A 24649-nucleotide genomic window follows, 5' to 3' on the forward strand; every position below is an offset into this window, starting at 1 on the left:
CGAGGCGGCGACGTTCCCCGCCACGGATGCCGTCAGGCAAGTGCACGCATCAATTCAAAGTCGGTTTGTAGCTTTCAACGGTGCCGCCGCCGATAAGGTGACTTAACCGGTTCTCGCGTTCCGTCCCGTAACTGTCGCCCAGCCAGAAGACTTCACCATCCGTCAGGTCACGGCGTTCAAAGCCGTGCTTGGCCAGGCAGCGGTCGACGCCGTCGATCTTGCCGTTTTCATAAATGGTGTCCTGATTCATCCCGACAATCGCCGGGCCCAGAACCACGCCGACCAGAATGACACCGGTTGCATAGCCACCGACAACGGCGCTGGTGCCGCCGGCCTCGGCATTGGCCGAGCAGCTCTGAACTGCCCTGCGGGCAAAGGCAAGATCGTGGCCGGGCTTTACGGGGATGGACGGTCCGGGATTGGCGGCACAAGCACTCACAACAAGCAATGCACCAAACAATAACTTTTTCATTTTACAAACTTATTCACTCTTGGGAGGTCGATTCCGACCGGTATTCTCCAAGCTGAGTACCTGCATTTTCTAGCAACCTCAAAGTGAATTGGTTCATTGCTGCTTTCTGCGACTTTCTGGTCACAATCGCGCGGATGAGACGGCCAAAGTGGGGGGGTGAACGCGTTCTTAGATGTCGATGGTCCGTGTACTAAAACTCAGTGAAAAGCCCGGGAGTATCGATTTGAAATGGCAAAAGCACAACATTCCTGTGAATGCTGCAATTCGGTCTTTTTTCCGACCAATTCTTAATAGATAAATACGCATCGGTAACGTGTAGTTTGTTGAAAGGTCGGGCGGGCAAATGAGAACCGGACAAAACGGTCGCAAAGCTATCTTGTGGACACAAACTGAAATCGACGGGCTTGAGGCTGCGCCTCTGGAATCGTTGACGGTAGGTGCGGCATGGTCCTGGCGCGGCGTGGCACGTCGGCTGGACGTGGCTGCCGAGATGATGCTGGGCAGGGCAGAAAGCGTCGGCAGCAGAGTTGTTGCTGAAAGCGTATATTCCTCTTCGGAGATACCCGGTGATGCGTTCGGCACTGTTGTTCTGACCAACGGTGCACGGCAATATCGAGCGGAGTTGATTGTCCCCGAAGGTGAAGACGCGCCGACGCTGGTTTTTGAACAGGATTTCCCCGAGCGGGATCAGGATTACTGGGTCAGCGACATCCGGGAAATCGGCCTGCCACTGGACGCCATCGATCACAGCAACAGCACAGTGATCGCATTTCCGGCACGGAACGGCCTTCTGTAACTTCCCCATTATTGGTGCAACAGGCCGGCTGTTTCCCTGCGGGTTGAAAAATCAAAGCCCCGAGACCTGTTGACTCTCCGAAATTCACGGATATAAGCGCGGCTTCATTGGTGTTGGTGGCCCCCGCAAGGGGATGCCTGTCATGGGGGAAACCTCAAGAGGACAACGCCCTTCATAGTGGCCCGAATGGGCCTCGACCTGAACGAAGGAGATCAGTCGTGACCAAACGCACGTCTGCCAAGTACAAAATCGACCGCCGGATGGGCGAAAACATCTGGGGTCGTCCGAAATCCCCGGTCAACCGTCGCGAATACGGCCCCGGCCAGCACGGCCAGCGCCGCAAGGGCAAACTGTCGGACTTCGGTCTGCAGCTGCGTGCCAAGCAGAAGCTGAAAGGCTATTATGGCGACCTGACCGAGAAGCAGTTCCGCCGCATCTACGCCGAAGCCGAGCGTGTCAAAGGCGATACCGGTGAAAACCTGATCGGTCTGCTGGAGCGTCGCCTGGACGCTGTTGTCTATCGCGCCAAGTTCGTGGCGACCGTGTTTGCTGCACGTCAGTTCGTGAACCACGGCCACGTCAAGGTGAACGGCCAGCGCGTCAACATCCCGTCCTACCGTGTCAAGGAAGGCGACGTGATCGAAGTGCGTGACAAGTCCAAGCAACTGGCCGTTGTTCTGGAAGCCGCTGCTCTGGCCGAGCGTGATGTGCCTGACTACATCGACGCCGACCATTCGAAAATGACCGCGACCTTCGTGCGCGCACCGGGCCTGAGCGATGTGCCTTACCCGGTCGTCATGGAGCCGAACCTGGTCGTCGAATTCTACGCGAAGAACTGATCTTCGCCGATCCCAAGTTTCAAAGGTCGCGCTGTTCTGCGCGGCCTTTTTTTGTTGGGAGCTCTGCCCCCATCGCGGCAGGCCGCGCTTCCCCCGGGATATTTCTGGCCAGATGAAGTGCGGATCAGAGCGGTAGCGGACGCCCCTCGGCAATCGCTTCCATGGCGAAATACGAAGTCACGCTGTCCAGTTCCACCTTTTCGATCAGGCGCTGGTAGACCTTGTCGTAAGATGCCATGTCCTGGGTCACCACTTTGAGTTGATAGTCATAGTCGCCGCCGATCCGGTGGAAATCCACCACTTCAGGGATGGTCAGGACGTGGCTGCGAAAAGCCTGCAGCCATTCCGTTGAATGGTGCCGGGTGCGCAGCATGACAAAGACAACTAGGCTGAGCCCCAGCTTTTCACGCGCGATCCGGGCACTGGAGCCTTGCAGCACGCCATCGTCGGTCAACGCCTTGAGGCGGCGCCAGCACGCATTCTGCGACAGGCCGACCCGGTCGGCCAACTCGCGTTGCGACAACGAAGCATCCCGTTGCAGCTCTTTCAGAATGCGTGTGTCTATTTGATCTAATTTCGAGGCCATTCCTGATCATATGACACAAAATAACGGAAAATGAAGCAAAATTAGGTGAAGTTTTTAGAACAAGGTTCAATCACATTGCTTCCAAAGGAATGGAGCAGATGCAATGACCTTGTCCGAATTTCGAGCAAACCTTCAGACCGCCGCTCAAGATTCATCCCTGCGTAAAGGGCTGATCGGAGAGAACGTTTTGATCCCTGGTCTGCATCGGGACGTACCGCTTGTCTATGCGGATTACGTGGCCTCCGGCCGTGCGTTGCGACAGGTCGAAAACTATGTGGCCGGGCATGTGTTGCCGTTCTATGCCAACAGCCATACTGAGGCCTCTTTTTGCGGATCCTATATGACACGTTTGCGCCGCGAAGCACGCGCAGAGATCGCCCGCATTGTAGGCGCAAGGGGAGAAGACGCGGTGATTTTTGCCGGGTCGGGCGCCACTGCGGGTCTCAACCGGCTGGTCAGTTTGCTGGGGATAGAGCAAGCTGACCAGCCGGTTGTCCTGATCGGGCCGTATGAACATCATTCGAATATTCTGCCATGGCGGGAAAGCAAGGCGCGGGTGATCGAAATTCCCGAAGGCCCGGAGGGTGGCCTTGATCTGGATGCACTGAAAGAGGCGCTGGTCGCAAACCAGGATGCGGATCTGTTGATTGGTTCGTTTTCGGCGGCATCAAACGTGACGGGCATCATCACCGATCCCGATCCGGTCACACGGTTGCTGAAGGAGCATGGTGCTGTGTCGGTCTGGGACTATGCCGGTGGCGGACCTTATCTGCCGATGGATATGGGGCCGGCGGACGCGCGCAAGGATGCGATAGTCGTGTCACCACACAAATTTCCGGGCGGGCCGGGGGCGTCGGGCGTTTTGATCGTGAACAGTCATGCGGTTCAGCGCACCTGCCCCAGCTGGCCCGGTGGCGGAACGGTCAGTTTCGTGTCGCCCTGGCGCCATGATTACAGCGAAGATCTTGCCACCCGGGAAGAGGCCGGAACGCCAAACGTCATCGGAGATATCCGCGCCGCGCTGGCCTTTATCGTCAAGGATGTCGTCGGCGCCGATGAGATCGCAAAGCGCGAGGCGCTTTACAATCAAATCGCGCTGGACGGCTGGCGTGGCAATCCAAACCTGACATTGCTGGGCGTGGACAACCCGCACCGCCTGCCCATCTTTTCGTTTCTCGTACGCGACAATTCCGGCCAGCCCGTGCACCAGCAGTTGTTTACCCGCATGCTGAGCGATGTGTTTGGCATTCAGGCTCGGGGCGGATGTGCCTGCGCCGGACCTTATGCGCACCGACTGCTGGGTATAGACCGTGCAACATCCGAGGTTTTGCATGCCGAATTGTCCGCAGGGAAAGAGATGAAGAAACCCGGCTGGGTGCGGCTGAACTTCTCGTACCTGATGACCGAAGAGACGGTTCAGTTCATCATCGACAGTGTTAATGACCTGTCGCACCGGACCGAAGAATTCGCGCCATTCTACGACGCTGATCCGGCAACGGCCCGCTTCCGGGCGGCATAAGGGAATTGCCGCTTTTCTCAATCCGTTGAGACGGGTATGAGGGGCTCGGATAACGGAGCCCCTCATGACCAAGATTACCCCGCAACCCGGCATCATGGACATCGCGCTGTATCAGGGCGGCCAGTCGCATATCAAAGGCGTGGCGGATGTCATCAAGCTGAGTTCCAACGAAAACCCCTTTGGTCCGGGCCCAAAGGCGATTGAGGCCGTTCGGGAAACTGCTGCCATGCTGCATCGCTATCCCAGCACGGATCATGCCAGTCTGCGCAGTGCAATCGGCGAGCGGAACGGGCTGGATGCGGCGCGGATCATCTGTGGCGTCGGCAGCGACGAAGTTCTTCAGTTCGTGGCGCAGGCCTATGCGGGACCGGGCGATGAGGTGATCCATACCGAGCATGGATTTTCCATGTACCCGATCATCGCCCGTATGGTCGGCGCGGACCCGGTCATGGTGGCCGAAACGGATCGCACGGTCGATGTGGACGCCATTCTGGCGGGGGTCACCGAACGCACACGGATCGTTTTTGTCACCAATCCAGGCAATCCGACTTCGACCATGATTTCCGAGGCCGAACTGACGAGATTGGCGGAAAACCTGCCCGAAAGCTGCCTGATGGTGGTTGATGGCGCCTACGCCGAGTTTGTCGATGGGTTTGATGGCGGCGCGGCATTGGTGGACCGTTTTGAAAATGTGATCATGACGCGGACCTTTTCCAAGATCTACGGTCTGGGCGGGCTGCGTGTCGGCTGGGGGTACGCGCAGCAGCCGATCATCGATGTGCTCAACCGGGTACGCCAGCCCTTCAACCTGTCGCAGACTGCGCTGGCCGCGGCAGAAGCGGCGGTGCGGGACACCGATTACATGACGTTTTGCCAGACCGAGAACGCCCGCCTGCGCGTTTGGCTGTCGGGTGAGCTGGCGAAGATCGGCGTTCCGTCAGACCGGTCTTGCACCAATTTCATCCTGGCGCGCTTTGCTGATCAGGCCGAAGCCGAGGCCTGCGACGACTACCTGAAAACTCAGGGTTTGATTGTTCGGCGGGTTGCAGGCTACAACCTGCCGAACGCGCTGCGGATCACCGTTGGCGATGAAGAGGCCTGCCGCCGTGTCGTGGCAGCAATCACCGCGTTCAAAGGGGGCGCCGCATGAGCCAGATATATGACCGGGTGGCGCTGATCGGGCTCGGTCTGATCGCTTCCTCGATGTTTTGGGCCATCAAGCGCGCTGGTCTGGCCGGCGAAGTCACGGGCTATGCACGGTCCGAAGCCACCCGTGATACGGCGCGGCGCATCGGGTTGTGCGACCGCGTGTGCGACACGGCGCGCGCGGCCGTTGAAGGGGCCGATCTGGTGGTGCTGTGCGTTCCCGTTGGTGCGATGGAAGCTGTTGCGCAGGATATCGCGCCGGTTCTGAAACCGGGCGCCACCGTGACGGATGTCGGTTCGGTCAAGCGCCACGTTATTCAGGCCGTGTCACCGCACGTTCCCGATGGCGTGCATTTCATTCCCGCCCACCCATTGGCCGGAACCGAGCATTCAGGCCCCGAAGCCGGGTTTGCGGAACTGTTCGACAATCGCTGGTGCCTATTGGTGCCGGTGGAAGACGCTGACCCTGTAGCCGTTACCCGGCTGCGTGCCCTGTGGGAGGGGATGGGCTCGAATGTCGATGAAATGGATGCCGACCATCACGATCTGGTTCTGGCCGTGACCTCTCATGCGCCGCACCTGATTGCCTATACGATGGTGGGCGTCGCGGACGATCTGCGGCGGGTCACAGATAGCGAGGTGATCAAGTACTCGGCAGCCGGTTTCCGGGATTTCACCCGGATTGCAGCGTCTGATCCGACCATGTGGCGCGATGTGTTTCTGACCAACAAGGACGCGACGCTGGAAATTCTCGGGCGCTTTACCGAAGAGCTTTTTGCCCTGCAACGTGCGATCCGCACCGGGGATGGCGAGCATCTGTTCGATTACTTCACCCGCACCCGCGCGATCCGACGCGGTATCATTGACGCGGGTCAGGATACGGACGCGCCTGACTTTGGACGTGGCAAGGCCCATTCATGACAAAGATCTGGGGGCGCATACTGGTCGGAACTGCGGTGTTGATCGCCACCGCAACCACGGCTGCGCCACCAGAACAATCGCTGTTTCCATTGACGCGCCCGGCGGCCTTTGCTGGGGGCGCAGTGATTTCCAAAGCGGCAGCAACCGTTGCGGCGCTGTCAGAGATGCGGCCCCAAACACGTCCGGAATCGCCTCAGGTTTTGGCTGCTGCTGCGCGACCATCGGATCTGCCGCTGCAGGGGCCGGACACGTCACTGATGCCGTACCTGCGCCCCAAAGAGTTGGAGCAACAGGCTTTTCTGAAGAAACGCAAACTGCGCAAGGGGTCCGTATGCGGTGACATCGCAATACAGGGCAAAGCGGTAGGCAAGGTGCCGGGCAAGATCAAGGCCTGCGGGATCAAGGATGCGGTCCAGATCACATCAGTTTCGGGCGTTGCGCTTAGCCGCCCGTCGACGATGGATTGCGGCACGGCGATCGCGCTCAACAAATGGGTCGACAAAGCCGTCATTCCCACCTTCAAAAGACGTGGTCCGGTAGTCGAGTTGCAGGTGGCGGCCCATTACGCCTGCCGCACGCGCAACAGCCAAAAAGGTGCCCGGATTTCAGAACACGGCAAGGGGCGTGCCATCGACATCTCGGGTTTCACAATGGCCGATGGTGAGGTTGTGACGGTTTTGAACGGTTGGCGTAAAAACCCCTCGCAAAAGCAGCTGATCAAGGTCTGGCGCGGTGCCTGTGGCCCGTTCGGAACCGTGCTGGGGCCAAACTCGGACAGGTATCACCGCGATCATTTCCACCTGGATACGGCGCGGTACCGCAGCGGTACGTTCTGCCGCTAGTTCAGGCGCGCTTACGGTTTCAGATTCAGTGCCAGCAGATCGGTCTGTGCGTGGATGTGATTGAAACTGTCCCGGGTCAGAACAGTTTGACCGTTCGCAAAATCAACGACGTGATCATAGGACTCAAACAGAATATCCCGCAGCTTTTCGTTTTCAGACGCATCCGGATTGGGGGTGTATTCCAGATAGACCGGGGGTTTGATTTCGCCCAGGGTTCGCAGCGCGCCTTGCAGCACCTGCAATTCATGCCCTTCGACGTCGATCCAGATCAGACGAAGATCCTGAAGCGATTGCGCCTGGGACGCAAGCAGTGAATCAACGGTGGTCACCTCCACCATGATCGCATTATCCTGCGCCTCTCCGATTTTCGAACCTCCACGGTTCAGTTCACTGGTGACGAAGGGCAACTGCCCGGTTTTGTCAGATGCGCCAACGCGCAGAATGGTCACTTTATCGTTCAGGTCGTTGATCTGAACGTTCCGGCACAGCAATTCGTGGTTTTCGGGGTCGGGTTCGATCGCAACAACCGAGTTGCAGTGCAGATCCCTGAAGAAATAAACTGTGTGTGTACCGATATTTGCACCGACCTCAAGCACGGAACCGCCTTCCGGGGGCTGGCCCGAACGGGTCAGATATTCGGCCAGTTCACGCACCGGTTCGCGACTGAACTCACCGAATTTCGTCAGGTGTTCTCCGATGACGTCATGAGGGTAATAGACTAGGCTGTGATCGTCGAAATTGCGAAAGAACAGAACGTCATCTTTCCACAACTGCCGCAGCAGTTCGCGCCTGATCTTCTTGTGTCCCAGCGCCCAGTTCGAAATCCGATTGGAAATGAGTGTTCTTAGTCCCATTGACCGTTCCCGTAAGCGCTGAATTCTGTTTCGTGTCTGCCCAAGGTATCGCCGGGCATCACCGCAATATCAACCGGGGTGCCGGTCCAAGGGGCAACGGGCCCAGTGCTACGAATCCGTCGCGGAAATTGAGCTGTAGGTCCAGCGCATTCGGATTTCCGCCCAAACCGGCCATAAAGTTCAGCGCCCGCGTGACCGGATCAACCGCCTGATCCGGCAAGGCACCGGCGGCGTTGGCCATGGCGATCATGTCGCGCCAGTTTTCGGCCTTGATGGCGATTTCGCCGGTTGGAATGCCCTGCGCGTCAACATCCAGCTCGCCAGCAGCAAACAGGCGCAACTCACCCCATCTGACTTCCGCCAGCCTCAGATCGATGGCTACCGGCTGTGGCCTGCTTTCCTCAAGCGCAGAACGGTCCCAGGACTTGTCAAAGGTGACGGTCATGTCCATCGCCAGCGTTTCAAATGCCTGCGGCAGCGATGTGGCCGACCGCATGAGGTCGCGCAGATCCATGCCGGGGCGAAAGCCGTCGATCCGGGCGCTGACCTTGTATGCTTCAGGCTGGCCAGACTGCTCCATAAGCAGATCAAGGGTTTCACCACCGGCCACCGCAGCAGCTTCGCCAGCGACAATCCACTTGTCCGCAGTCAGGGCCATCTTTTCCAGAACAAGTGCGACACCCGGCTGCAATTGCAGTTCTGCCTGCAAATCCGTTGCCTGAACGGTCGCCGTCTGGTCGAAATAGGACAGCCGTTGGGGCGTATCCGCAAACCGCAGCACCTGCCGACCGGGCCAGATCGCAGGGCTTTCGAACTCGATCCAGTCGGCGCTCCAGGCGGTGCCGTTGACCGGATCGGCCAGCCCCGGGTTGTTCAGCCGGGTCACGTGATGCGTCGGGTAACCCGCTGTTGCGACTTCGGAAAAATCGGCCTGCCAACCCAGTTCCTGTTGCTTGTCGAACCAGGCGGTGATCGCACTGCGCAGCCCATAACCGGCGATGAACCAATAGGCACTCCAGGCGACGGCAACAAATATGAGTACTCGTATCAGACGGCGCATGACAAATGGCCCTTTTTCCTGCGTCGGATTTGATGTTTATAGGCGCAAACGGGCAAGGACCAGTGTAATGACGATGTGGGTTTTCGGATATGGATCGCTGCTGTGGAATCCTGGGTTTCCGGTGGCGCGCAGCGAACGCGCAACCTTGCACGGATACGCACGCTCTTTCTGCATGAGTTCCATCCACCACCGCGGCACCGAGGACCACCCGGGTCTGGTGCTGGCGCTGGACGAGCAGACCGACGCCCATTGCAAGGGTCTGGCACTGGCGGTCGAAACGGGGCACGAGGAACGCACCCTGCACGAACTGCGCGAGCGCGAGCTGATTTCCTCGGCCTATGTCGAGAAGATGCTGGATGTGCATCTGGACTGCGGTACGGTGGTGAATGCCGTGACCTATGTGATCGACGGGGCCCACGTGCAGTATTGCGGCGGCATGCCCTTGGAAGAACAGGCTCAGATTATCGCCCATGCCGTGGGCGGGCGCGGTCCGAACACCGAATATCTGTACAATACGACCGAACATCTGGCCGAGATCGGTCTGCGCGATCCCGATCTTGAGTGGTTGTCGCAACGGGTGCGCAGCATTACCGCATAAACCCTTGGCGTCACCGGCGGAAGTTCGCTAGTTTCAGCGCAGAGCAGGCAAAAACCGGGAATGACGCGCATGGCGCAGGCACATCAGGGCGCGAGACCCCATTTCTCGCATCCCATCCGACAGATCGTGATGATGTTGATCGCGATTGGCCTGTCAGGGCTGGGTGTGTTCATGGCGCTGCCATACGTGCTGCCGGTGTTTCAGGCGAACCCCTATCTGAACGGGTTCATTCTGCTTGTTTTCGTCATCGGCGTTCTGGCCTGTTTCTATCAGGTGGGGCAGCTGATCGGCTCCGTCCGCTGGATCGAGGCATTTGTCGGCGGTGTCGTGCGCGAGGATGCCCGGACACCGCAGCTGTTGGCACCGCTCGCCTCGCTGCTGCGCGAACGCGGTGCGCGGTCGCAGATCAGTTCCAGTTCAACCCGGTCAATTCTGGATTCCGTCGCCGAACGGGTCGAGGAAGAGCGTGAGATCACACGCTATATCACCAACGTCCTAATTTACCTTGGCCTTCTGGGTACATTCTTTGGCCTTGCCACCACCGTTCCGGCCATTGTCGACACCATCCGCAGCCTGAACCCGCAGGAAGGCGAAGAAGGGCTGGCGGTGTTCAACCGTCTGATGACCGGGCTCGAGGCGCAGTTGCAGGGTATGGGCGTCGCATTTGGATCCTCGCTGCTGGGGTTGGCTGGCTCCTTGATCGTTGGCCTGCTGGAACTCTTTGCCGGGCACGGCCAAAACCGGTTCTACCGCGAGCTTGAGGAATGGCTGTCATCGATCACCCGCGTCGGGTTCGCGGCAAGTGAAGAAGGCGGCGCAGAAATCGCGGTTCTGACGCCGGTTCTGGATGCGATGTCCGAACAGATGAACGCGCTGCAGGATTTGTTTTCCGCGCAGGAAGCTGACCGCGCCGACCTTTCGGCCAAGATGGGTCAGCTGGTTCGAACCATCGGGGACATGAACCAGCGGCAGTCTGAAACCGAAGGTGTGACATCTGCTTTGGAACGCGTGGCCCTTGGTCAGGACGCGCTGCTGGATCACATGCGCGAACATGGCGCCGGCGACGGGATCGACGCCGAAAGCCGGATGCGCCTGCGGTCGATGGACGTACAGCTGCTGCGTATCCTCGAGGAAATCTCGGCTGGCCGTCAGGAAAGCATGAACGAGATGCGCAAGGATATCGAATTGCTTGTCAGGGCGCTGACCCTGCCCAAGGGCGCCGTGCGCAGCACACCGGAAGGCGAGTAAACCATGGCTCTGTCCCGCCGCACAGGTCAACGTTTCCAGGGTTCGGTCTGGCCGGGCTTTGTGGATGCGATGACCGGGCTGCTGATGGTTCTGACTTTCGTTCTGACCATCTTCATGGTGGTGCAATTCGTCCTGCGCGAGACTATTTCGGGGCAGGAGGATGAGCTGACCGCCCTGTCCGACGAAGTCGCCGCTTTGGCGGGCGCACTGGGGCTGGAAGAGCGTGAAAACAGTCGTTTGCAGGCCCGTCTGGGCGCGCTCAACGCGACCTTGACGCAGGCCGAAGATGACTTGTCACAGGCGCAGACCCGGATCACGGATTTCGAGGCTCAGGTCGCGGCTCTGCTGGTCGATCAGGAACAGGCGCGCGGGGCGATTGCTGATCTTCAATCCCAGCGCGAGGAATTGCTGAGCGAACAGGAGGCCCTGAACCTTGCGCTAGCCCAACGCCGGGCCGAAATCGACGCGCAGGCCGACGCTGCCCGTTTGGCTGCCGCCCGCCGTGAAGCGTTGGAAGCGCTCGTTGCTGACCTGGAGGCGAACGAGGCAACCCAAAGCAGCCGGATCGCTGAGCTTGAAGAAACACTGAGCGCGGAAGAGGCTGCGAAATTGGCCGAAGCCGCCGCCGCCGAAAACCTGCGCAACCGTCTTCAGGACGCCGATGCGGAGCTGACGGCGATGACCCTGGCACTTGAGGCGCAGCGCAAGGACGCCGAGGATACTCTGACCCTGCTCGCCGCGGCGCAGGCGGCCAAGGCCGAGCTGGAGCGTCGCTTTGGCGATCTGGATCCGGAAGAATTGAAGGCGCAACTCAAGGCCGCCCTGGCCGCGCAGACCCAGGCGCAAGCGGATGCCGAGGCGCAGAAGACACTGGCAGAAGAGCGGGCAACATTGCTGGCAGTGGCACGCAATACGATTGCGGATGAAAAAGAAATCTCTGCAGAAGCGCAGCGGCAAACGGCGCTTTTGAATCAACAGATGGCTGCACTGCGCGGGCAGCTTGGATCGTTGCAGGCCCTGCTGGATGACTACGAAGAGCGTAACGCATCGGCCAACATTCGCATCCAGACACTGGGGCAGGACCTGAACGCCGCCTTGGCGCGGGCGGCCTCGGAAGAACGCCGTCGCCGCTTGCTGGAAGAGGCCGAGCGGATACGGCTTGAGGCCGAAGCCGAAGCGCTGTCGGGTCAGAACCAGCAGCTGGCGGCGCAGGCCGAAGATCTGCAACGGTACCGGTCCGAGTTTTTCGGGCGCCTGCGCGAGGTTCTTGGGGATCAGGAAGGCGTACGGATCGAAGGCGACCGGTTCGTGTTCTCGTCCGAGGTTCTTTTCGACACCGGCTCGGCCGTCCTTTCCCCGGAAGGGCAATTGGAGGTCGCCAAGGTGGCCAATATCCTGCGCAGCGTGGCGGCGGAAATCCCTGAAGGTTTGAATTGGGTCATTCGGGTGGACGGGCACACCGACAACGTACCGCTGGCCGGGACAGGGCGGTATCAGGACAACTGGGAACTCAGCCAGGGGCGCGCCTTGTCCGTTGTTCGCTACATGGTCGACGCGCTGGGCATCCCGCCAGACCGGCTTGCCGCAAATGGCTTTGGTGAATTCCAGCCCGTCAATCCGTCAGATACGCCCGAAGCCCGCGCCCAGAACCGGCGGATCGAGCTGAAACTGACCGAGCGCTGATCCCTTTACATCACGTCAGCCCATGCACGCGGGCAAACGGATCGCGGGTCTTGTCCTTGTGCCAGGTATACTCACACCAGACCGACACCTTTTCGGCTACATCCGTTCCGTGCATCAGGGCAATGGCGCCCAGAGCCATATCCATTCCGGCGGAAACGCCGGATGAGGTCAGGAATGGCCCGTCTTCAACCCATCTGGCCTGGGGAACCCACTCGACGTCGGGTCCTTGCGCGCAGACCCACGAATAGGCCGCCTTGTTGGTCGTGGCGCGTCGGTTGTCCAATACTCCGGCCCTGGCAAGAAGGGCGCTGCCAGTGCATACGCTCAAGGTGAATTCCGCCTTATCCGAACCGTCCGCAATCCAATCCAACAAGCGTGAGTTGTTGACTTCCTTGCGGGTGCCAGCTCCGCCCGGCACAAAAAGAATGTCATAGCCCTGCGCTGCGTCGATCGTCGTGTCGGCAAAAGCCTTCAGTTTTTGATTGCTTTCAACCGGTCCACTGGTTTCCGCCACAAGCTCCAGGGTGAATTCATCGGAGAGCAAGCCGAACATCTCCATCGGGCCGAACACATCCAGCAACTCAAACCCGGGAAAAATCAAAGCGCCGATTTTGCGCATCCCTGTCTCCTGTCCTTTGAACGAAAATCGCCTGCCAATTTGGGTTGGCAGGCGATGGCTGTCGTTTCATTCTTCGGGTTAATCTGCCGTCAGCAGCGGAGGTTTGTCGCCCGGAATACGCGGCTGATCGGGGCCGAGGATTTCCAGATCCAGCTCGCCGTCCTTGACGGATACGCGGACCACACCGCCCTTGGCGAGTTTTCCGAACAGCAGTTCCTCGGCCAGTGGTTTCTTGATGTGCTCCTGAATAACCCGTCCCAACGGGCGGGCACCCATCTTGTCGTCATAACCCTTGTCGGCCAGCCATTCGGCTGCGTTGGGGGTCAGATCGATCGAGACGCCGCGATCCAAAAGCTGCGCCTCAAGCTGCAGGACGAACTTCTCGACCACCTGCAGGATGACCTCTTTCGGCAGCGGCGCGAACGATATCACCGCGTCCAGACGGTTGCGGAATTCCGGCGTGAACATGCGCTCGATTGCGGCGGTGTCCTCGCCCTCGCGGCGATCACGGGCAAAGCCGATGGCGGCCTTGGCCTGTTCCTGCGCGCCCGCGTTCGAGGTCATGATCAAGACCACGTTGCGGAAGTTCACCGTGCGGCCGTTGTGATCGGTCAGCTCACCGTGGTCCATCACCTGCAACAGGATGTTGAACACGTCCGGGTGCGCTTTCTCGATCTCGTCCAGCAGCAGGACGCAATGTGGATGCTGGTCGACGCCGTCGGTCAACAGACCGCCCTGGTCGAACCCGACATACCCCGGAGGCGCACCGATCAGACGGGAAACCGCGTGTTTCTCCATGTATTCGGACATGTCGAACCGCAGCAGTTCCACACCCAGCGTATCGGCCAGCTGTTTCGCAACCTCGGTTTTACCCACACCGGTCGGGCCGGCGAACAGGTAATTGCCGATTGGCTTTTCAGGCTCACGCAAACCCGCGCGTGCCAGTTTGATCGCGCTGGACAGCGCCTCGATGGCTTCGTCCTGACCAAACACCACCCGTTTCAGCGAAGCTTCCAGGTCTTTGAGAACCTCGGCATCATCCTTGGTGACGTTCTTGGGCGGAATGCGGGCGATCTTGGCGACCACCGCTTCGATCTCTTTCACACCGATGGTCTTGCGGCGTTTGCTTTCCGCGACCAGATGCTGGGCCGCACCGGCCTCGTCGATCACGTCGATCGCCTTGTCGGGCAGTTTGCGGTCATTGATATAGCGCGCCGACAGTTCCACAGCGGTTTTGATCGCATCAGCGGTGTATTTGATCTCGTGATGCTTCTCAAAATAGGGCTTTAGGCCGCGCAGGATTTTCACGCTGTCCTCGACCGAAGGCTCATTCACGTCGATTTTCTGGAACCTGCGGCTCAGCGCGCGGTCCTTTTCGAAATGCTGGCGGAATTCCTTGTACGTGGTCGAGCCCATGGTACGCAGCTTGCCGCCCTGCAGTGCAGGTTTCAGCAGGTTCGACGCGTCCATCGCGCCGCCCGAAGTGGCGCCGGCACCGATCACGGTGTGAATCTCGTCGATGAACAAGACCGCGTCAGGATGGTCTTCCAACTCGGTCACGACAGCCTTGAGACGCTCCTCGAAATCACCGCGGTATCGGGTTCCGGCCAGCAACGCACCCATGTCGAGCGAGTAGATCGTGGTGTTGGCCAGAACATCCGGAGCTTCACCCGCGACGATCTTATGCGCCAGACCCTCGGCGATGGCGGTTTTGCCTACACCCGGATCACCCACCAGCAGCGGGTTGTTCTTGCGACGGCGGCACAGCACCTGGATGCAGCGTTCGACCTCATCTGCGCGCCCGATCAGCGGATCGACATCTCCGGCCCGCGACTTGGCGTTCAGATCGACGCAATACTTGCCCAGCGCGCTTTCTTTTTGTTCGCCTTCACCCGCGCTAGACTGAACCTCTTCCTCAACCTGATCCGCGCCGGAAACGGGACGGTTTTCACCATAGGCAGGATCCTTGGCCACGCCATGTGCGATGAAGTTCACCGCGTCATAGCGGGTCATGTCCTGCTCCTGCAGGAAATAGGCCGCGTTGCTTTCGCGTTCGGCGAAGATGGCGACCAGAACGTTGGCCCCGGTGACTTCGGTCCGGCCAGAGCTTTGAACGTGAATCGCCGCGCGCTGGATGACACGCTGGAAGGCTGCGGTCGGCACCGCCTCGGATCCGTCAATATCCGTTACCAGATTTGACAGATCCTCGTCGATGAACTCGACAAGGGTGCTGCGCAACTCATCCAGATCGACGCTGCACGCCTTCATCACGCGCACCGCATCGGGTTCTTCCAGCAGCGCCAGCAGCAGATGCTCCAGCGTTGCGAATTCATGTCGCCGTTCGTTCGCCGCAGCCAGGGCCGCGTGAATGGCTTGTTCTAATGTGCTCGAGAATGAAGGCACGCGGGTGCTCCTCTGTCTTGGGTCAGAAGGGGGCGCATTAAAGGTCGGATCCCCATCCCAACCATGTCCTCATACTATTAGAGTTTGGTTGATCGTGGCGCGGCTTCAAGGGTTTTCTTGCTCTTGACAGTCACATTTCGTGTGACCGTGACCGAGACGTGGGGCAAATAGGTCCTAAAACCGGTCTTTTCTAGCCCGAATTTCGGCAAATACCGATACAGGATCGGCATTTTCCATCCCCAGTTGAGTCTTGATCCCCGGATCCGTGGCCCGCAGAAACGGATTTGTGGCCTTCTCAAGCGCCAGAGTCGACGGAACGGTTGGCTCGCCGGCAGCCCTTGCGCGGTCGATATCCTGCATGCGCTGCTGCAGCGCCGCGTTGTCCGGATCGACAGTGATCGCGAACTTTGCATTGGATTGTGTGTATTCGTGGCCGGAACAGACGATCGTCTCGTCGGGCAGGGCGGCCAGTTTTCCAAGCGAAGCCCACATTTGCGCAGGTGTGCCTTCGAACAGACGGCCGCAGCCCAAGGCCATCAGGCTGTCTGCGGTGAACACAGCCGTGCTCTCCGGCATGTAAAACGCGATATGTCCGATCGTATGGCCCGAGACGTCCAGCACATGAACGGGTTCGCCGCCGATTTCGAAAGTATCGCCTTCGCGCACCTGCAAATCCAGAGGCGGCAGGCGGTGGGCGTCAGCGGCGGCTCCGATCACTTTGGCAGGGTGATGTTCGAGGATTCCGGCCAGACCATCTACGTGATCCCAGTGGTGATGGGTCAGCAGGACATGAGACAGTTTCCAGCCGCGGGCCTCAAGCGCGGCCAGGATCGGTCCAGATTCAGGCGCGTCGATCAATGCGGTCTGGCCACTGGCCGCATCATGCGCCAGAAAGGCGTAATTGTCGCTGAGGCATGGGATGGTGACGATCTCAAGAGGCATGGCCTTTTGCCCTTTCGTTGCTAGACTGCCGACAGCTAAGCCGATTGACCGGGTGTCCGCAATGCATCTTGATGTGCAGGATCTGAGGAATTTCTACTACCGCAGCACTTTGGGACGTGCCGCGCAGGCGGCGATCCGTGGTCGAATGGTCGAGCTGTGGCCCGAAGCCAAGGGGCAGACTGTTGTCGGGTTTGGATTCGCCGTGCCCTTGTTGCGCCCCTATCTGAAGGATGCGCGGCGTGTGATCGGGCTGATGCCCGGCCCGCAGGGTGTGATGCCCTGGCCCGCAGGAATGCCCAACGTCTCGGTCCTGACCGAAGAGACGCTTTGGCCCATCGAAACCGGTCATGTGGACAAGCTGGTGGTTATGCACGGTCTGGAAACCTCTGAGCGGCCCACCCAGTTGCTGGAGGAATGTTGGCGCGTGTTGGGGCCGGGGGGGCGTATCCTGTTTGTCGTACCCAACAGGGCGGGTCTGTGGTCGCGGTCCGACCGGACGCCGTTTGGATTTGGTCGCCCGTATTCCGCATCGCAGCTGGAATCCCAGCTCAAGGCCCATCATTTCGTTCCGGAAACGCATTGCTCGGCTCTTTACATGCCGCCATCCTATCGACGGTTCTGGTTGAAATCCGGCAATCTGATCGAAAAGACGGGGCAACGTCTGCCGACAATTATGGCGGGCGGCGTTCTCATGGTCGAGGCGACCAAGCTTATCCGGCCGCCAAGTGGCACCGTGACCAAAGATGCGGTCAAACGCCCGATCAAGGCGCTGGACGGCCTGCTCAAGCCGGCCTGACAGAACAGGTGATGGACACCCATGTCTGGTGCCCAAATCTGAGGGAAATAGGCCACAGGAATCGCCAAAAGCTGCAATTTGGTAACATTTTTCACCCCTTCAGACGTGTCCAAAGGGTCGCACTTTGCGTAAGTGCATGAAATAAAACAATTTGTGGATAACATCGTAATCACTATACTATATTGCGAGGTTGGAACACCTCTGCTACATCCCCGGTGATTTTGATCCCCGCCCTACAAGGACGGGGTTTCTTCACGCCCCCGGGGTAGCTGCCGCACGCGAATTCGGGGCCCAAAATATCGGAAGGGTGGACGTGTCCGAACCAGCTTCGATTTCCACAGGCATCGCCGAGCGCTATGCCACCGCAATCTTCGAGATTGCCAAAGAGAATAATGACCTCGCAGGTCTGGAAACCGGCATCAATGATCTGGCAGCAGCTTTGGGCGAAAGCGCCGATTTGCGCGACCTGATCGCCTCGCCTCTGGTTTCACGCGCCGAACAGGAAGGCGCAATTACCGCAATTGCCGCCAAGATGGGGCTGAACTCCATCCTGCAGAACACGCTGGGTCTGATGGCGCAAAAGCGTCGCCTGTTCGTTGTGCCGCAGCTGGTGCAGGTTCTGCGCGACATGCTGGCGGACGAGCGCGGCGAAGTGACCGCCGATGTCGCCTCGGCCAAGGCGCTGACCAAGACGCAAATGGAAAAACTGTCCAAGACGCTGTCCGAGCGTGTGGGCAAGACCGTGACAATCAATGCGACTGTTGATGAAACCCTCATCGGCGGTCTTGTCGTTAAAGTGGGCTCGAAAATGATCGACAGTTCGATCCGTTCGAAGCTGAACTCCCTACAGAATGCAATGAAAGAGGTCGGATAAATGGGAATCCAAGCTGCAGAGATTTCTGCAATCCTGAAGGACCAGATCAAGAATTTTGGTCAGGAAGCCGAAGTGGCCGAGATCGGCCGCGTGCTGAGCGTCGGTGACGGGATTGCCCGTGTATACGGCCTGGACAACGTGCAAGCCGGTGAGATGGTCGAATTCCCCGGTGGCATCATGGGCATGGCGCTGAACCTGGAAAGCGACAACGTTGGTGTCGTTATCTTCGGTTCCGACCGTGACATCAAAGAAGGTGACACCGTCAAGCGCACCAACTCGATCGTGGACGTTCCGATCGGTGACGAACTGCTGGGCCGTGTTGTGGACGGTCTGGGCAACCCGCTGGACGGTAAAGGCCCGATCAACGCTTCCAAGCGCGGCGTTGCAGACGTGAAAGCCCCCGGCATCATCCCGCGTAAATCGGTGCACGAGCCGATGGCAACCGGTCTGAAATCGGTTGACGCGATGATCCCGATCGGCCGCGGCCAGCGTGAGCTGATCATTGGTGACCGTCAGACCGGCAAAACCGCCGTTGCTCTGGACACCATCCTGAACCAGAAAGTCTACAACGACGCAGCAGGCGACGACGAGTCGAAGAAGCTGTATTGCGTTTACGTTGCGATTGGCCAAAAGCGTTCGACCGTTGCGCAGCTGGTGAAGAAACTGGAAGAGTCCGGCGCCATCGAATACTCGATCGTGGTGGCCGCAACAGCGTCCGACCCGGCACCGATGCAGTTCCTGGCGCCTTACGCCGCCACCGCGATGGCCGAGTACTTCCGTGACAACGGCCGTCACGCGCTGATCATCTATGATGACCTGTCGAAACAGGCCGTGTCTTATCGTCAGATGTCGCTGCTGCTGCGCCGTCCGCCCGGACGTGAAGCCTATCCTGGTGACGTTTTCTACCTCCACTCCCGCCTGCTGGAACGTTCGGCGAAGCTGAACGAAGATTTCGGTGCGGGCTCGCTGACCGCTCTGCCGGTTATCGAAACTCAGGGTGGTGACGTTTCGGCGTTTATTCCGACCAACGTGATCTCGATCACCGACGGCCAGATCTTCCTGGAAACCGAATTGTTCTACCAGGGCATCCGTCCTGCCGTGAACACCGGTCTGTCGGTTTCGCGTGTGGGCTCGTCGGCCCAGACCAACGCGATGAAATCGGTTGCCGGTCCGGTTAAGCTGGAACTGGCCCAGTACCGCGAAATGGCTGCGTTCGCGCAGTTCGGTTCCGACCTTGACGCCGCAACTCAGCAGCTGCTGAACCGTGGTGCGCGTCTGACTGAGCTGATGAAACAGCCGCAGTACTCGCCGCTGACCAACGCGGAAATCGTCTGCGTCATCTTCGCAGGCACCAACGGCTACCTCGACAAGATCGACGTATCGGATGTTGGCCGCTACGAGGCCGGTCTTCTGGCGCACCTGCGCGGCAAGCACGCCGACCTGCTGAAGTGGATCACCGACGAAGATCCGAAGGTCAAAGGCGACGCGTCCGACAAGATCAAGGCAGCGATCGACGAATACGCCGCAACCTTCGCTTGATAGGGGGTTCCGATGCCTAGTCTGAAGGACCTTAAAAACCGGATCGAGTCGGTCAAATCGACCCGCAAGATCACCAAGGCCATGCAGATGGTCGCGGCAGCAAAACTGCGCCGCGCCCAGGAATCTGCCGAAGCCTCGCGCCCCTATGCCGAGCGGTTCAATGCCGTGATGGCGGGGCTGGCGGCTTCGGTCGGGGGCAGCGACAGCGCCCCCAAGCTGCTCCGTGGTACGGGCAGTGATGATGTCCATCTGCTGGTTGTGATGACAGCTGAACGCGGCCTGTGTGGCGGCTTCAACTCGAACATCGCCAAGCTGGCCCGTCAAAAGGCGGAAGAGCTGCGCCTGAATGGCAAGACGGTCAAAGTTCTGACCGTCGGCAAGAAAGGCCGCGACGCGCTCAAGCGTGATTTTGGCGATCTGTTCGTTGGACATATCGACCTGAGCGAGGTCAAGCGTCTGGGATATTCCAACGCGCAAGACATCGCCAAGGACGTCCTGTCTCGTTTCGACGGGGGAGAGTTCGACGTTGCCACGATCTTCTACTCGAAGTTCGTCAACGTTGTGACCCAGATCCCGACGGCACAGCAGGTCATTCCCGCCTCGTTCGAGGACGAAGCGGCAGGTGACGACAGCGGTGCCATTTTCGACTACGAGCCCAGCGAAGAGGCCATTCTGGCCGACTTGCTGCCCAAGGGGGTTGCGACCGCGATCTTCTCGGCTCTGCTCGAAAACGGAGCGTCCGAACAGGGTGCACGGATGTCCGCGATGGACAACGCGACACGTAACGCGGGTGAAATGATCGACAAGCTGACGATCCAGTTCAACCGCTCGCGTCAGGCCGTGATCACCAACGAGCTGATTGAAATTATTTCCGGCGCCGAAGCGCTGTAAGAAAACCGGAGACGAAACATGGCGAATGCAAAAGGCAAAGTCACACAGATCATCGGGGCCGTCGTCGACGTGCACTTCGACGATCAGCTGCCTGAAATTCTGAACGCGCTGGAAACCACCAACAACGGCAAGCGCCTGGTGTTGGAAGTTGCTCAGCACCTGGGTGAAAACACTGTCCGCACCATCGCGATGGACGCGACCGAAGGTCTGGTCCGTGGCGAAGAAGTGACCGACACCGGCGCACCGATCTCGGTTCCCGTAGGCAACGCCACTCTGGGCCGCATCCTGAACGTGGTCGGCGAGCCGATCGATGAGAAAGGCCCGGTTGAGGCGACAGAAGCCCGCGCGATCCACCAGCCCGCACCGACCTTTGCCGAACAGTCGACCGAATCCGAAGTTCTGGTCACCGGCATCAAGGTTGTTGACCTGCTGGCCCCCTACGCAAAGGGCGGTAAAATCGGCCTGTTCGGCGGCGCCGGCGTTGGCAAGACCGTTCTGATCATGGAACTGATCAACAACATCGCAAAAGTGCACTCGGGCTTCTCGGTGTTCGCGGGAGTTGGTGAACGGACCCGTGAAGGGAACGACCTGTACCACGAGATGATCGAATCGAACGTGATCAAGCCCGACAACCTGTCGGAAAGCCAAGTGGCCCTGGTTTACGGTCAGATGAACGAACCTCCGGGAGCGCGTGCGCGTGTTGCTCTGACCGGTCTGACCCTGGCCGAGCAGTTCCGCGACCAGTCCGGTACCGACGTTCTGTTCTTCGTCGACAACATCTTCCGCTTTACGCAGGCGGGTTCCGAGGTTTCGGCTCTGCTGGGCCGTATTCCTTCGGCGGTGGGGTATCAGCCGACACTGGCGACCGACATGGGTGCCCTGCAGGAACGCATCACCTCGACCAAAGCTGGTTCGATCACCTCGGTTCAGGCGATCTACGTGCCAGCGGACGACCTTACCGACCCCGCGCCGGCAACTTCGTTTGCGCACCTGGATGCGACCACCGTTCTTAACCGGGCGATCTCGGAAAAGGGTATCTACCCGGCGGTTGACCCGCTCGACTCGACCTCGCGTCTGCTCGACCCGGCCATCGTCGGTGAAGAGCACTACAAGGTTGCGACCGACGTTCAGCAGATTCTCCAGCGCTACAAGTCGCTGCAGGACATCATCGCCATCCTCGGCATGGACGAACTGTCGGAAGAGGACAAACTGACCGTGGCCCGTGCCCGCAAGATCGAGCGCTTCCTGTCGCAGCCGTTCGACGTGGCCGAAGTCTTCACCGGTTCTCCGGGTGTTCAGGTTCCACTTGATGTCACCATCTCGTCGTTCAAGGCCGTTGTGGCCGGCGAATACGATCACCTGCCCGAAGCGGCCTTCCTGATGGTCGGCGGCATCGAAGACGTGATCGCCAAAGCCGAGAAGATGGCTGCAGCGGCTGCCTAAGGAGAAACCCTGATGGCAAACACGATGCAATTCGACCTCGTCAGCCCCGAGCGGAGCCTTGCTTCGCTCGCGGTGACGGCGGTCCAGATTCCCGGCGCGGACGGAGACATGACGGCAATGCCCGATCATGCCCCCACCATCACCACACTGCGCCCCGGTCTGCTGAAGGTTGAGGCGCCCGAAGGGTCCAGTGAATATCTGGTCACCGGCGGGTTTGCCCAGATCAACGGCGACAGCTTGTCGGTTCTGGCCGAAAAGGCCATTCCGGTTTCAGAAGTGACCCGTGCGCATATCGACGATCTGATCGCCGAGGCCCGCGAGTCGCACGAAGCGGCAAAAGGTGGCGACGATCAGACCATCGTCGACGACGCGGCCAAACTGCTGGCCGACATGGAAGCGCTTGGAACGCATATGAGCCTGTAACGCGGGCTTGATCGCTTATGAATTAGAACGGCCTCGCGTTTGCGGGGCCGTTTTTTTGTCGTGCTTTTGCCCGATTGCCGGAATAAGTTGCGGGAATTCAAGAACAACGACGACAGAATGAAAACTTTTCAAACCCATCCGATTGGCATTGATCAAGGCGAGGCCCTGTTGTTTTCCGATTTTGCCAATGGCGGTGAAATGTGGACAGGTGAGGGGGCGCGGGAACGCCGGACGACCGTCGCATTCAGCCAACCGTTTCGCTCGGCGCCGATGGTACAGATCGGCATTTCGCTGTGGGATGTGGACACGTCCTCGGCGCTGCGCGCCGAAATCAAGGCCGAGAACATTACGCCCGAAGGGTTCTGCGCCGTCTTCCGCACCTGGTCGGATACGCGCGTTGCCCGCATCCGCGCCTCGTGGACCGCGATTGGCGAGGTGCCGCACGAGGATGACTGGCATATATCCTGAGCGCACCTTCAGAACGGAAGCCGCGCTCTTGTCGTCAAATGCTCACCTGAAGCCCGTTTCTTACGCGTCGGTGCCTTCGATCATGTCCACGCGTGTTGCGTGGCGGCCACCTTCGAACGCGGCCCCCAAAAACGCGTCCACGATATCCAGCGCCTGACCTTCGCCAATGACGCGCGCGCCCACGGACAGCATGTTGGCATCATTGTGCTGCCGGATCATCCGGGCCGAGAATGTGTCGGAACACACACCGCAGCGGATGCCCGGAACCTTGTTTGCCGCCATCATGATGCCCTGACCGGTGCCACACAACAGGATGCCAAGAGCACAATCGCCCGAGGCGACGCGCTCGGCAGCGGCCTTGCCATGCAGGGGATAATGTGTGCTTTCCGGGGTGGTCGGGCCGATATCCACGACCTCCCACCCGGCGTCCGCGATATGTGCGGCGATTGCCTGGCGCAGTGCGATGGCGGCATGGTCACTGGAAAGGGCGACGCGTTTGTTGTCAGTCATGAAAAGGCTGTCCGTTCTGAGATGCGCGTGTAAGAAAGGCGGGCCCTGTCCAGGCGCCCCTTTCCTGTCAGTTCATCTGATACAGGGATTCGTAGATTGGTGTCAGTGTCTTGTCTTCGAACAGCGAAGAAACACTTGTGCCGTTCCAGATGTTCAGGATCGCCTGGGTAAAGATCGGTGCCGTCGGGACAATCCGGATGTTCTTGGCCTTGGCGATTGCGTCGGTGGGCTGGATCGTGTCGGTCAGAACCAGCGACTTCATGACCGAGTTGGTCACACGTTCGACCGCCGGGCCGCTCATGACGCCGTGGGTGATGTACGAGTGAACCTCTTTCGCGCCGTTATCCAGCAGCACCTGCGCCGCTTTGCAAAGCGTACCGGCAGTGTCGCACATGTCGTCCACGATCAGGCAGATCTTGTCCTTGACGTCGCCGATTACGGTCATCTCGGCCACTTCACCGGCTTTCTCGCGGCGTTTGTCCACGATCGACAGGGGGGCGTTGATCCGTTTGGCCAGTTCGCGCGCACGGGCTACGCCGCCGACGTCGGGCGACACCACCATGATTTCATCCAGGCTGTCCTTGAACTGGTGTTTCACATCCAGGGCAAAGATCGGCGAGGCATAGAGGTTGTCCACCGGAATATCGAAGAAACCCTGAATCTGGGCCGCGTGCAGGTCCATGGTCAGGACCCGCTCGATTCCGGCGCCGGTCAGCATGTTGGCGACCAGCTTGGCAGAGATCGGCGTACGCGCCTTTGTGCGGCGGTCCTGACGGGCATAACCGAAATAGGGGATCACGGCAGTGATCCGCTGGGCCGACGACCGACGCAGGGCGTCAGCGATGATCAGAAGTTCCATCAGGTTGTCATTGGCCGGGTTCGAGGTCGGCTGGATGATGAACATATCCTCGCCGCGCACATTCTCGAACACTTCGACGAAGATCTCGCCATCGTTGAACCGTTCGACCCGCGCATCGACCAGCCCCTGATCGACGCCGCGGTAAAGGCTCATGCGGCGGGCTATGGTTTTGGCAAGCGGAAGGTTGGCGTTCCCAGCGATTAGCTTGGGTTCGTGAAGTGTCGGCATCGGCTGAGGTCCCCGGGCAGCAATGGCAATGTGACAGATTCGTGATGTTGACACCGCTTAGCATGGCCTTACCGTTCCGCAAAGGTAACG

Annotated in this window: 25 protein-coding genes; 16 read left to right on the forward strand and 9 right to left on the reverse strand. The window is 59.4% G+C overall.

The window, feature by feature from the left end:
- Nucleotides 1-49 precede the first annotated feature (49 nt).
- The gene (locus tag ACR0CG_RS09060; protein WP_480524258.1) at nucleotides 50-472 is read right to left on the reverse strand and encodes a hypothetical protein; all 423 of its coding nucleotides are present in this window, start codon (nucleotides 470-472) and stop codon (nucleotides 50-52) included.
- A 343-nt stretch (nucleotides 473-815) separates the two neighbouring features.
- Here ACR0CG_RS09060 and ACR0CG_RS09065 point away from each other — a divergent pair, with 343 nt between their 5' ends.
- Entirely contained in the window at nucleotides 816-1268 is a 453-nt protein-coding gene (locus ACR0CG_RS09065; protein WP_480524260.1) for a hypothetical protein, read from the forward strand.
- 218 nt (nucleotides 1269-1486) lie between these two features.
- On the forward strand, nucleotides 1487-2107 hold the full coding sequence (rpsD, locus tag ACR0CG_RS09070; protein ID WP_170614785.1) for a 30S ribosomal protein S4: 621 nt from the start codon (nucleotides 1487-1489) through the stop codon (nucleotides 2105-2107).
- Nucleotides 2108-2231: 124 nt separating this feature from the next.
- On the opposite strand, the gene ACR0CG_RS09075 is transcribed toward rpsD, so the two are convergent.
- Nucleotides 2232-2693: an Lrp/AsnC family transcriptional regulator gene (locus ACR0CG_RS09075; RefSeq protein ID WP_480524263.1), complete on the reverse strand. Its 462-nt coding sequence runs from the start codon at nucleotides 2691-2693 to the stop codon at nucleotides 2232-2234.
- A gap of 103 nt (nucleotides 2694-2796) precedes the next feature.
- Between ACR0CG_RS09075 and ACR0CG_RS09080 the strand changes: the two genes are divergently transcribed.
- The 4 genes from ACR0CG_RS09080 to ACR0CG_RS09095 all read left to right on the forward strand — a co-directional run bounded on the left by ACR0CG_RS09080 (nucleotide 2797) and on the right by ACR0CG_RS09095 (nucleotide 7121).
- Entirely contained in the window at nucleotides 2797-4212 is a 1416-nt protein-coding gene (locus ACR0CG_RS09080; RefSeq protein WP_480524265.1) for an aminotransferase class V-fold PLP-dependent enzyme, read from the forward strand.
- A gap of 64 nt (nucleotides 4213-4276) precedes the next feature.
- On the forward strand, nucleotides 4277-5362 hold the full coding sequence (gene hisC / locus ACR0CG_RS09085; RefSeq protein WP_480524266.1) for a histidinol-phosphate transaminase: 1086 nt from the start codon (nucleotides 4277-4279) through the stop codon (nucleotides 5360-5362).
- Entirely contained in the window at nucleotides 5359-6279 is a 921-nt protein-coding gene (locus ACR0CG_RS09090) for a prephenate/arogenate dehydrogenase family protein (protein WP_480524268.1), read from the forward strand. The genes hisC and ACR0CG_RS09090 overlap by 4 nt, the downstream gene beginning before the upstream one ends.
- Complete coding sequence (locus ACR0CG_RS09095) at nucleotides 6276-7121, forward strand: extensin-like domain-containing protein (protein ID WP_480524270.1); 846 nt, start codon at nucleotides 6276-6278, stop codon at nucleotides 7119-7121. Before ACR0CG_RS09090 ends, ACR0CG_RS09095 begins: the two co-directional genes overlap by 4 nt.
- A gap of 11 nt (nucleotides 7122-7132) precedes the next feature.
- Here ACR0CG_RS09095 and ACR0CG_RS09100 read toward each other — a convergent pair whose 3' ends face one another.
- Nucleotides 7133-7975, reverse strand: a complete 843-nt coding sequence (locus ACR0CG_RS09100) for an FkbM family methyltransferase (RefSeq protein WP_480524272.1) — start codon at nucleotides 7973-7975, stop codon at nucleotides 7133-7135.
- Nucleotides 7976-8033: 58 nt separating this feature from the next.
- Nucleotides 8034-9035 carry a DUF2125 domain-containing protein gene (locus ACR0CG_RS09105; RefSeq protein ID WP_480524273.1) on the reverse strand — a complete coding sequence of 334 codons (1002 nt, stop codon included), beginning with the start codon at nucleotides 9033-9035 and terminating at the stop codon, nucleotides 8034-8036.
- A gap of 67 nt (nucleotides 9036-9102) precedes the next feature.
- On the opposite strand from ACR0CG_RS09105, the gene ACR0CG_RS09110 reads away from it, so the two are divergent.
- From ACR0CG_RS09110 to ACR0CG_RS09120, 3 genes are all read left to right on the forward strand, one after another.
- Nucleotides 9103-9633 (forward strand): gamma-glutamylcyclotransferase, encoded by a 531-nt coding sequence (locus ACR0CG_RS09110; protein ID WP_480524275.1) that lies wholly within the window; start codon nucleotides 9103-9105, stop codon nucleotides 9631-9633.
- A 69-nt stretch (nucleotides 9634-9702) separates the two neighbouring features.
- Nucleotides 9703-10881, forward strand: a complete 1179-nt coding sequence (locus ACR0CG_RS09115) for a biopolymer transporter ExbB (protein ID WP_170619555.1) — start codon at nucleotides 9703-9705, stop codon at nucleotides 10879-10881.
- Between the two features lie 3 nt (nucleotides 10882-10884).
- Nucleotides 10885-12564: a peptidoglycan -binding protein gene (locus tag ACR0CG_RS09120; RefSeq protein ID WP_480524277.1), complete on the forward strand. Its 1680-nt coding sequence runs from the start codon at nucleotides 10885-10887 to the stop codon at nucleotides 12562-12564.
- A gap of 10 nt (nucleotides 12565-12574) precedes the next feature.
- Here the strand turns inward: ACR0CG_RS09120 and ACR0CG_RS09125 are convergent, their stop codons facing one another.
- The 3 genes from ACR0CG_RS09125 to gloB all read right to left on the reverse strand — a co-directional run bounded on the left by ACR0CG_RS09125 (nucleotide 12575) and on the right by gloB (nucleotide 16528).
- Nucleotides 12575-13183: a DJ-1/PfpI family protein gene (locus ACR0CG_RS09125; protein ID WP_480524279.1), complete on the reverse strand. Its 609-nt coding sequence runs from the start codon at nucleotides 13181-13183 to the stop codon at nucleotides 12575-12577.
- A gap of 78 nt (nucleotides 13184-13261) precedes the next feature.
- Complete coding sequence (gene clpA / locus ACR0CG_RS09130) at nucleotides 13262-15586, reverse strand: ATP-dependent Clp protease ATP-binding subunit ClpA (RefSeq protein WP_480524281.1); 2325 nt, start codon at nucleotides 15584-15586, stop codon at nucleotides 13262-13264.
- A 174-nt stretch (nucleotides 15587-15760) separates the two neighbouring features.
- Entirely contained in the window at nucleotides 15761-16528 is a 768-nt protein-coding gene (gene gloB, locus ACR0CG_RS09135; RefSeq protein WP_480524283.1) for a hydroxyacylglutathione hydrolase, read from the reverse strand.
- A gap of 61 nt (nucleotides 16529-16589) precedes the next feature.
- Between gloB and ACR0CG_RS09140 the strand changes: the two genes are divergently transcribed.
- The 7 genes from ACR0CG_RS09140 to ACR0CG_RS09170 all read left to right on the forward strand — a co-directional run bounded on the left by ACR0CG_RS09140 (nucleotide 16590) and on the right by ACR0CG_RS09170 (nucleotide 22962).
- The gene (locus tag ACR0CG_RS09140) at nucleotides 16590-17324 is read left to right on the forward strand and encodes a class I SAM-dependent methyltransferase (protein WP_170807897.1); all 735 of its coding nucleotides are present in this window, start codon (nucleotides 16590-16592) and stop codon (nucleotides 17322-17324) included.
- Nucleotides 17325-17637: 313 nt separating this feature from the next.
- Nucleotides 17638-18198 carry a F0F1 ATP synthase subunit delta gene (locus ACR0CG_RS09145; protein WP_480524285.1) on the forward strand — a complete coding sequence of 187 codons (561 nt, stop codon included), beginning with the start codon at nucleotides 17638-17640 and terminating at the stop codon, nucleotides 18196-18198.
- On the forward strand, nucleotides 18199-19737 hold the full coding sequence (atpA, locus tag ACR0CG_RS09150; protein ID WP_170614769.1) for a F0F1 ATP synthase subunit alpha: 1539 nt from the start codon (nucleotides 18199-18201) through the stop codon (nucleotides 19735-19737).
- Nucleotides 19738-19749: 12 nt separating this feature from the next.
- The gene (locus ACR0CG_RS09155; protein ID WP_170614768.1) at nucleotides 19750-20628 is read left to right on the forward strand and encodes a F0F1 ATP synthase subunit gamma; all 879 of its coding nucleotides are present in this window, start codon (nucleotides 19750-19752) and stop codon (nucleotides 20626-20628) included.
- A gap of 18 nt (nucleotides 20629-20646) precedes the next feature.
- A complete protein-coding gene (gene atpD, locus ACR0CG_RS09160; protein ID WP_170614767.1) occupies nucleotides 20647-22071 on the forward strand; it encodes a F0F1 ATP synthase subunit beta in 1425 nt (474 codons plus the stop codon).
- A 12-nt stretch (nucleotides 22072-22083) separates the two neighbouring features.
- Nucleotides 22084-22494, forward strand: coding sequence for a F0F1 ATP synthase subunit epsilon (locus tag ACR0CG_RS09165; protein ID WP_170817178.1), 411 nt, complete (start codon nucleotides 22084-22086; stop codon nucleotides 22492-22494).
- Between the two features lie 117 nt (nucleotides 22495-22611).
- Nucleotides 22612-22962 carry an H-type lectin domain-containing protein gene (locus tag ACR0CG_RS09170; RefSeq protein WP_170614765.1) on the forward strand — a complete coding sequence of 117 codons (351 nt, stop codon included), beginning with the start codon at nucleotides 22612-22614 and terminating at the stop codon, nucleotides 22960-22962.
- A 60-nt stretch (nucleotides 22963-23022) separates the two neighbouring features.
- Here the strand turns inward: ACR0CG_RS09170 and rpiB are convergent, their stop codons facing one another.
- Complete coding sequence (gene rpiB, locus ACR0CG_RS09175; protein WP_480524288.1) at nucleotides 23023-23472, reverse strand: ribose 5-phosphate isomerase B; 450 nt, start codon at nucleotides 23470-23472, stop codon at nucleotides 23023-23025.
- A 67-nt stretch (nucleotides 23473-23539) separates the two neighbouring features.
- The gene (locus ACR0CG_RS09180; RefSeq protein ID WP_170614763.1) at nucleotides 23540-24559 is read right to left on the reverse strand and encodes a ribose-phosphate pyrophosphokinase; all 1020 of its coding nucleotides are present in this window, start codon (nucleotides 24557-24559) and stop codon (nucleotides 23540-23542) included.
- Nucleotides 24560-24649 lie beyond the last annotated feature (90 nt).

It is taken from the genome of Ruegeria sp. AB8, from assembly GCF_056542605.1.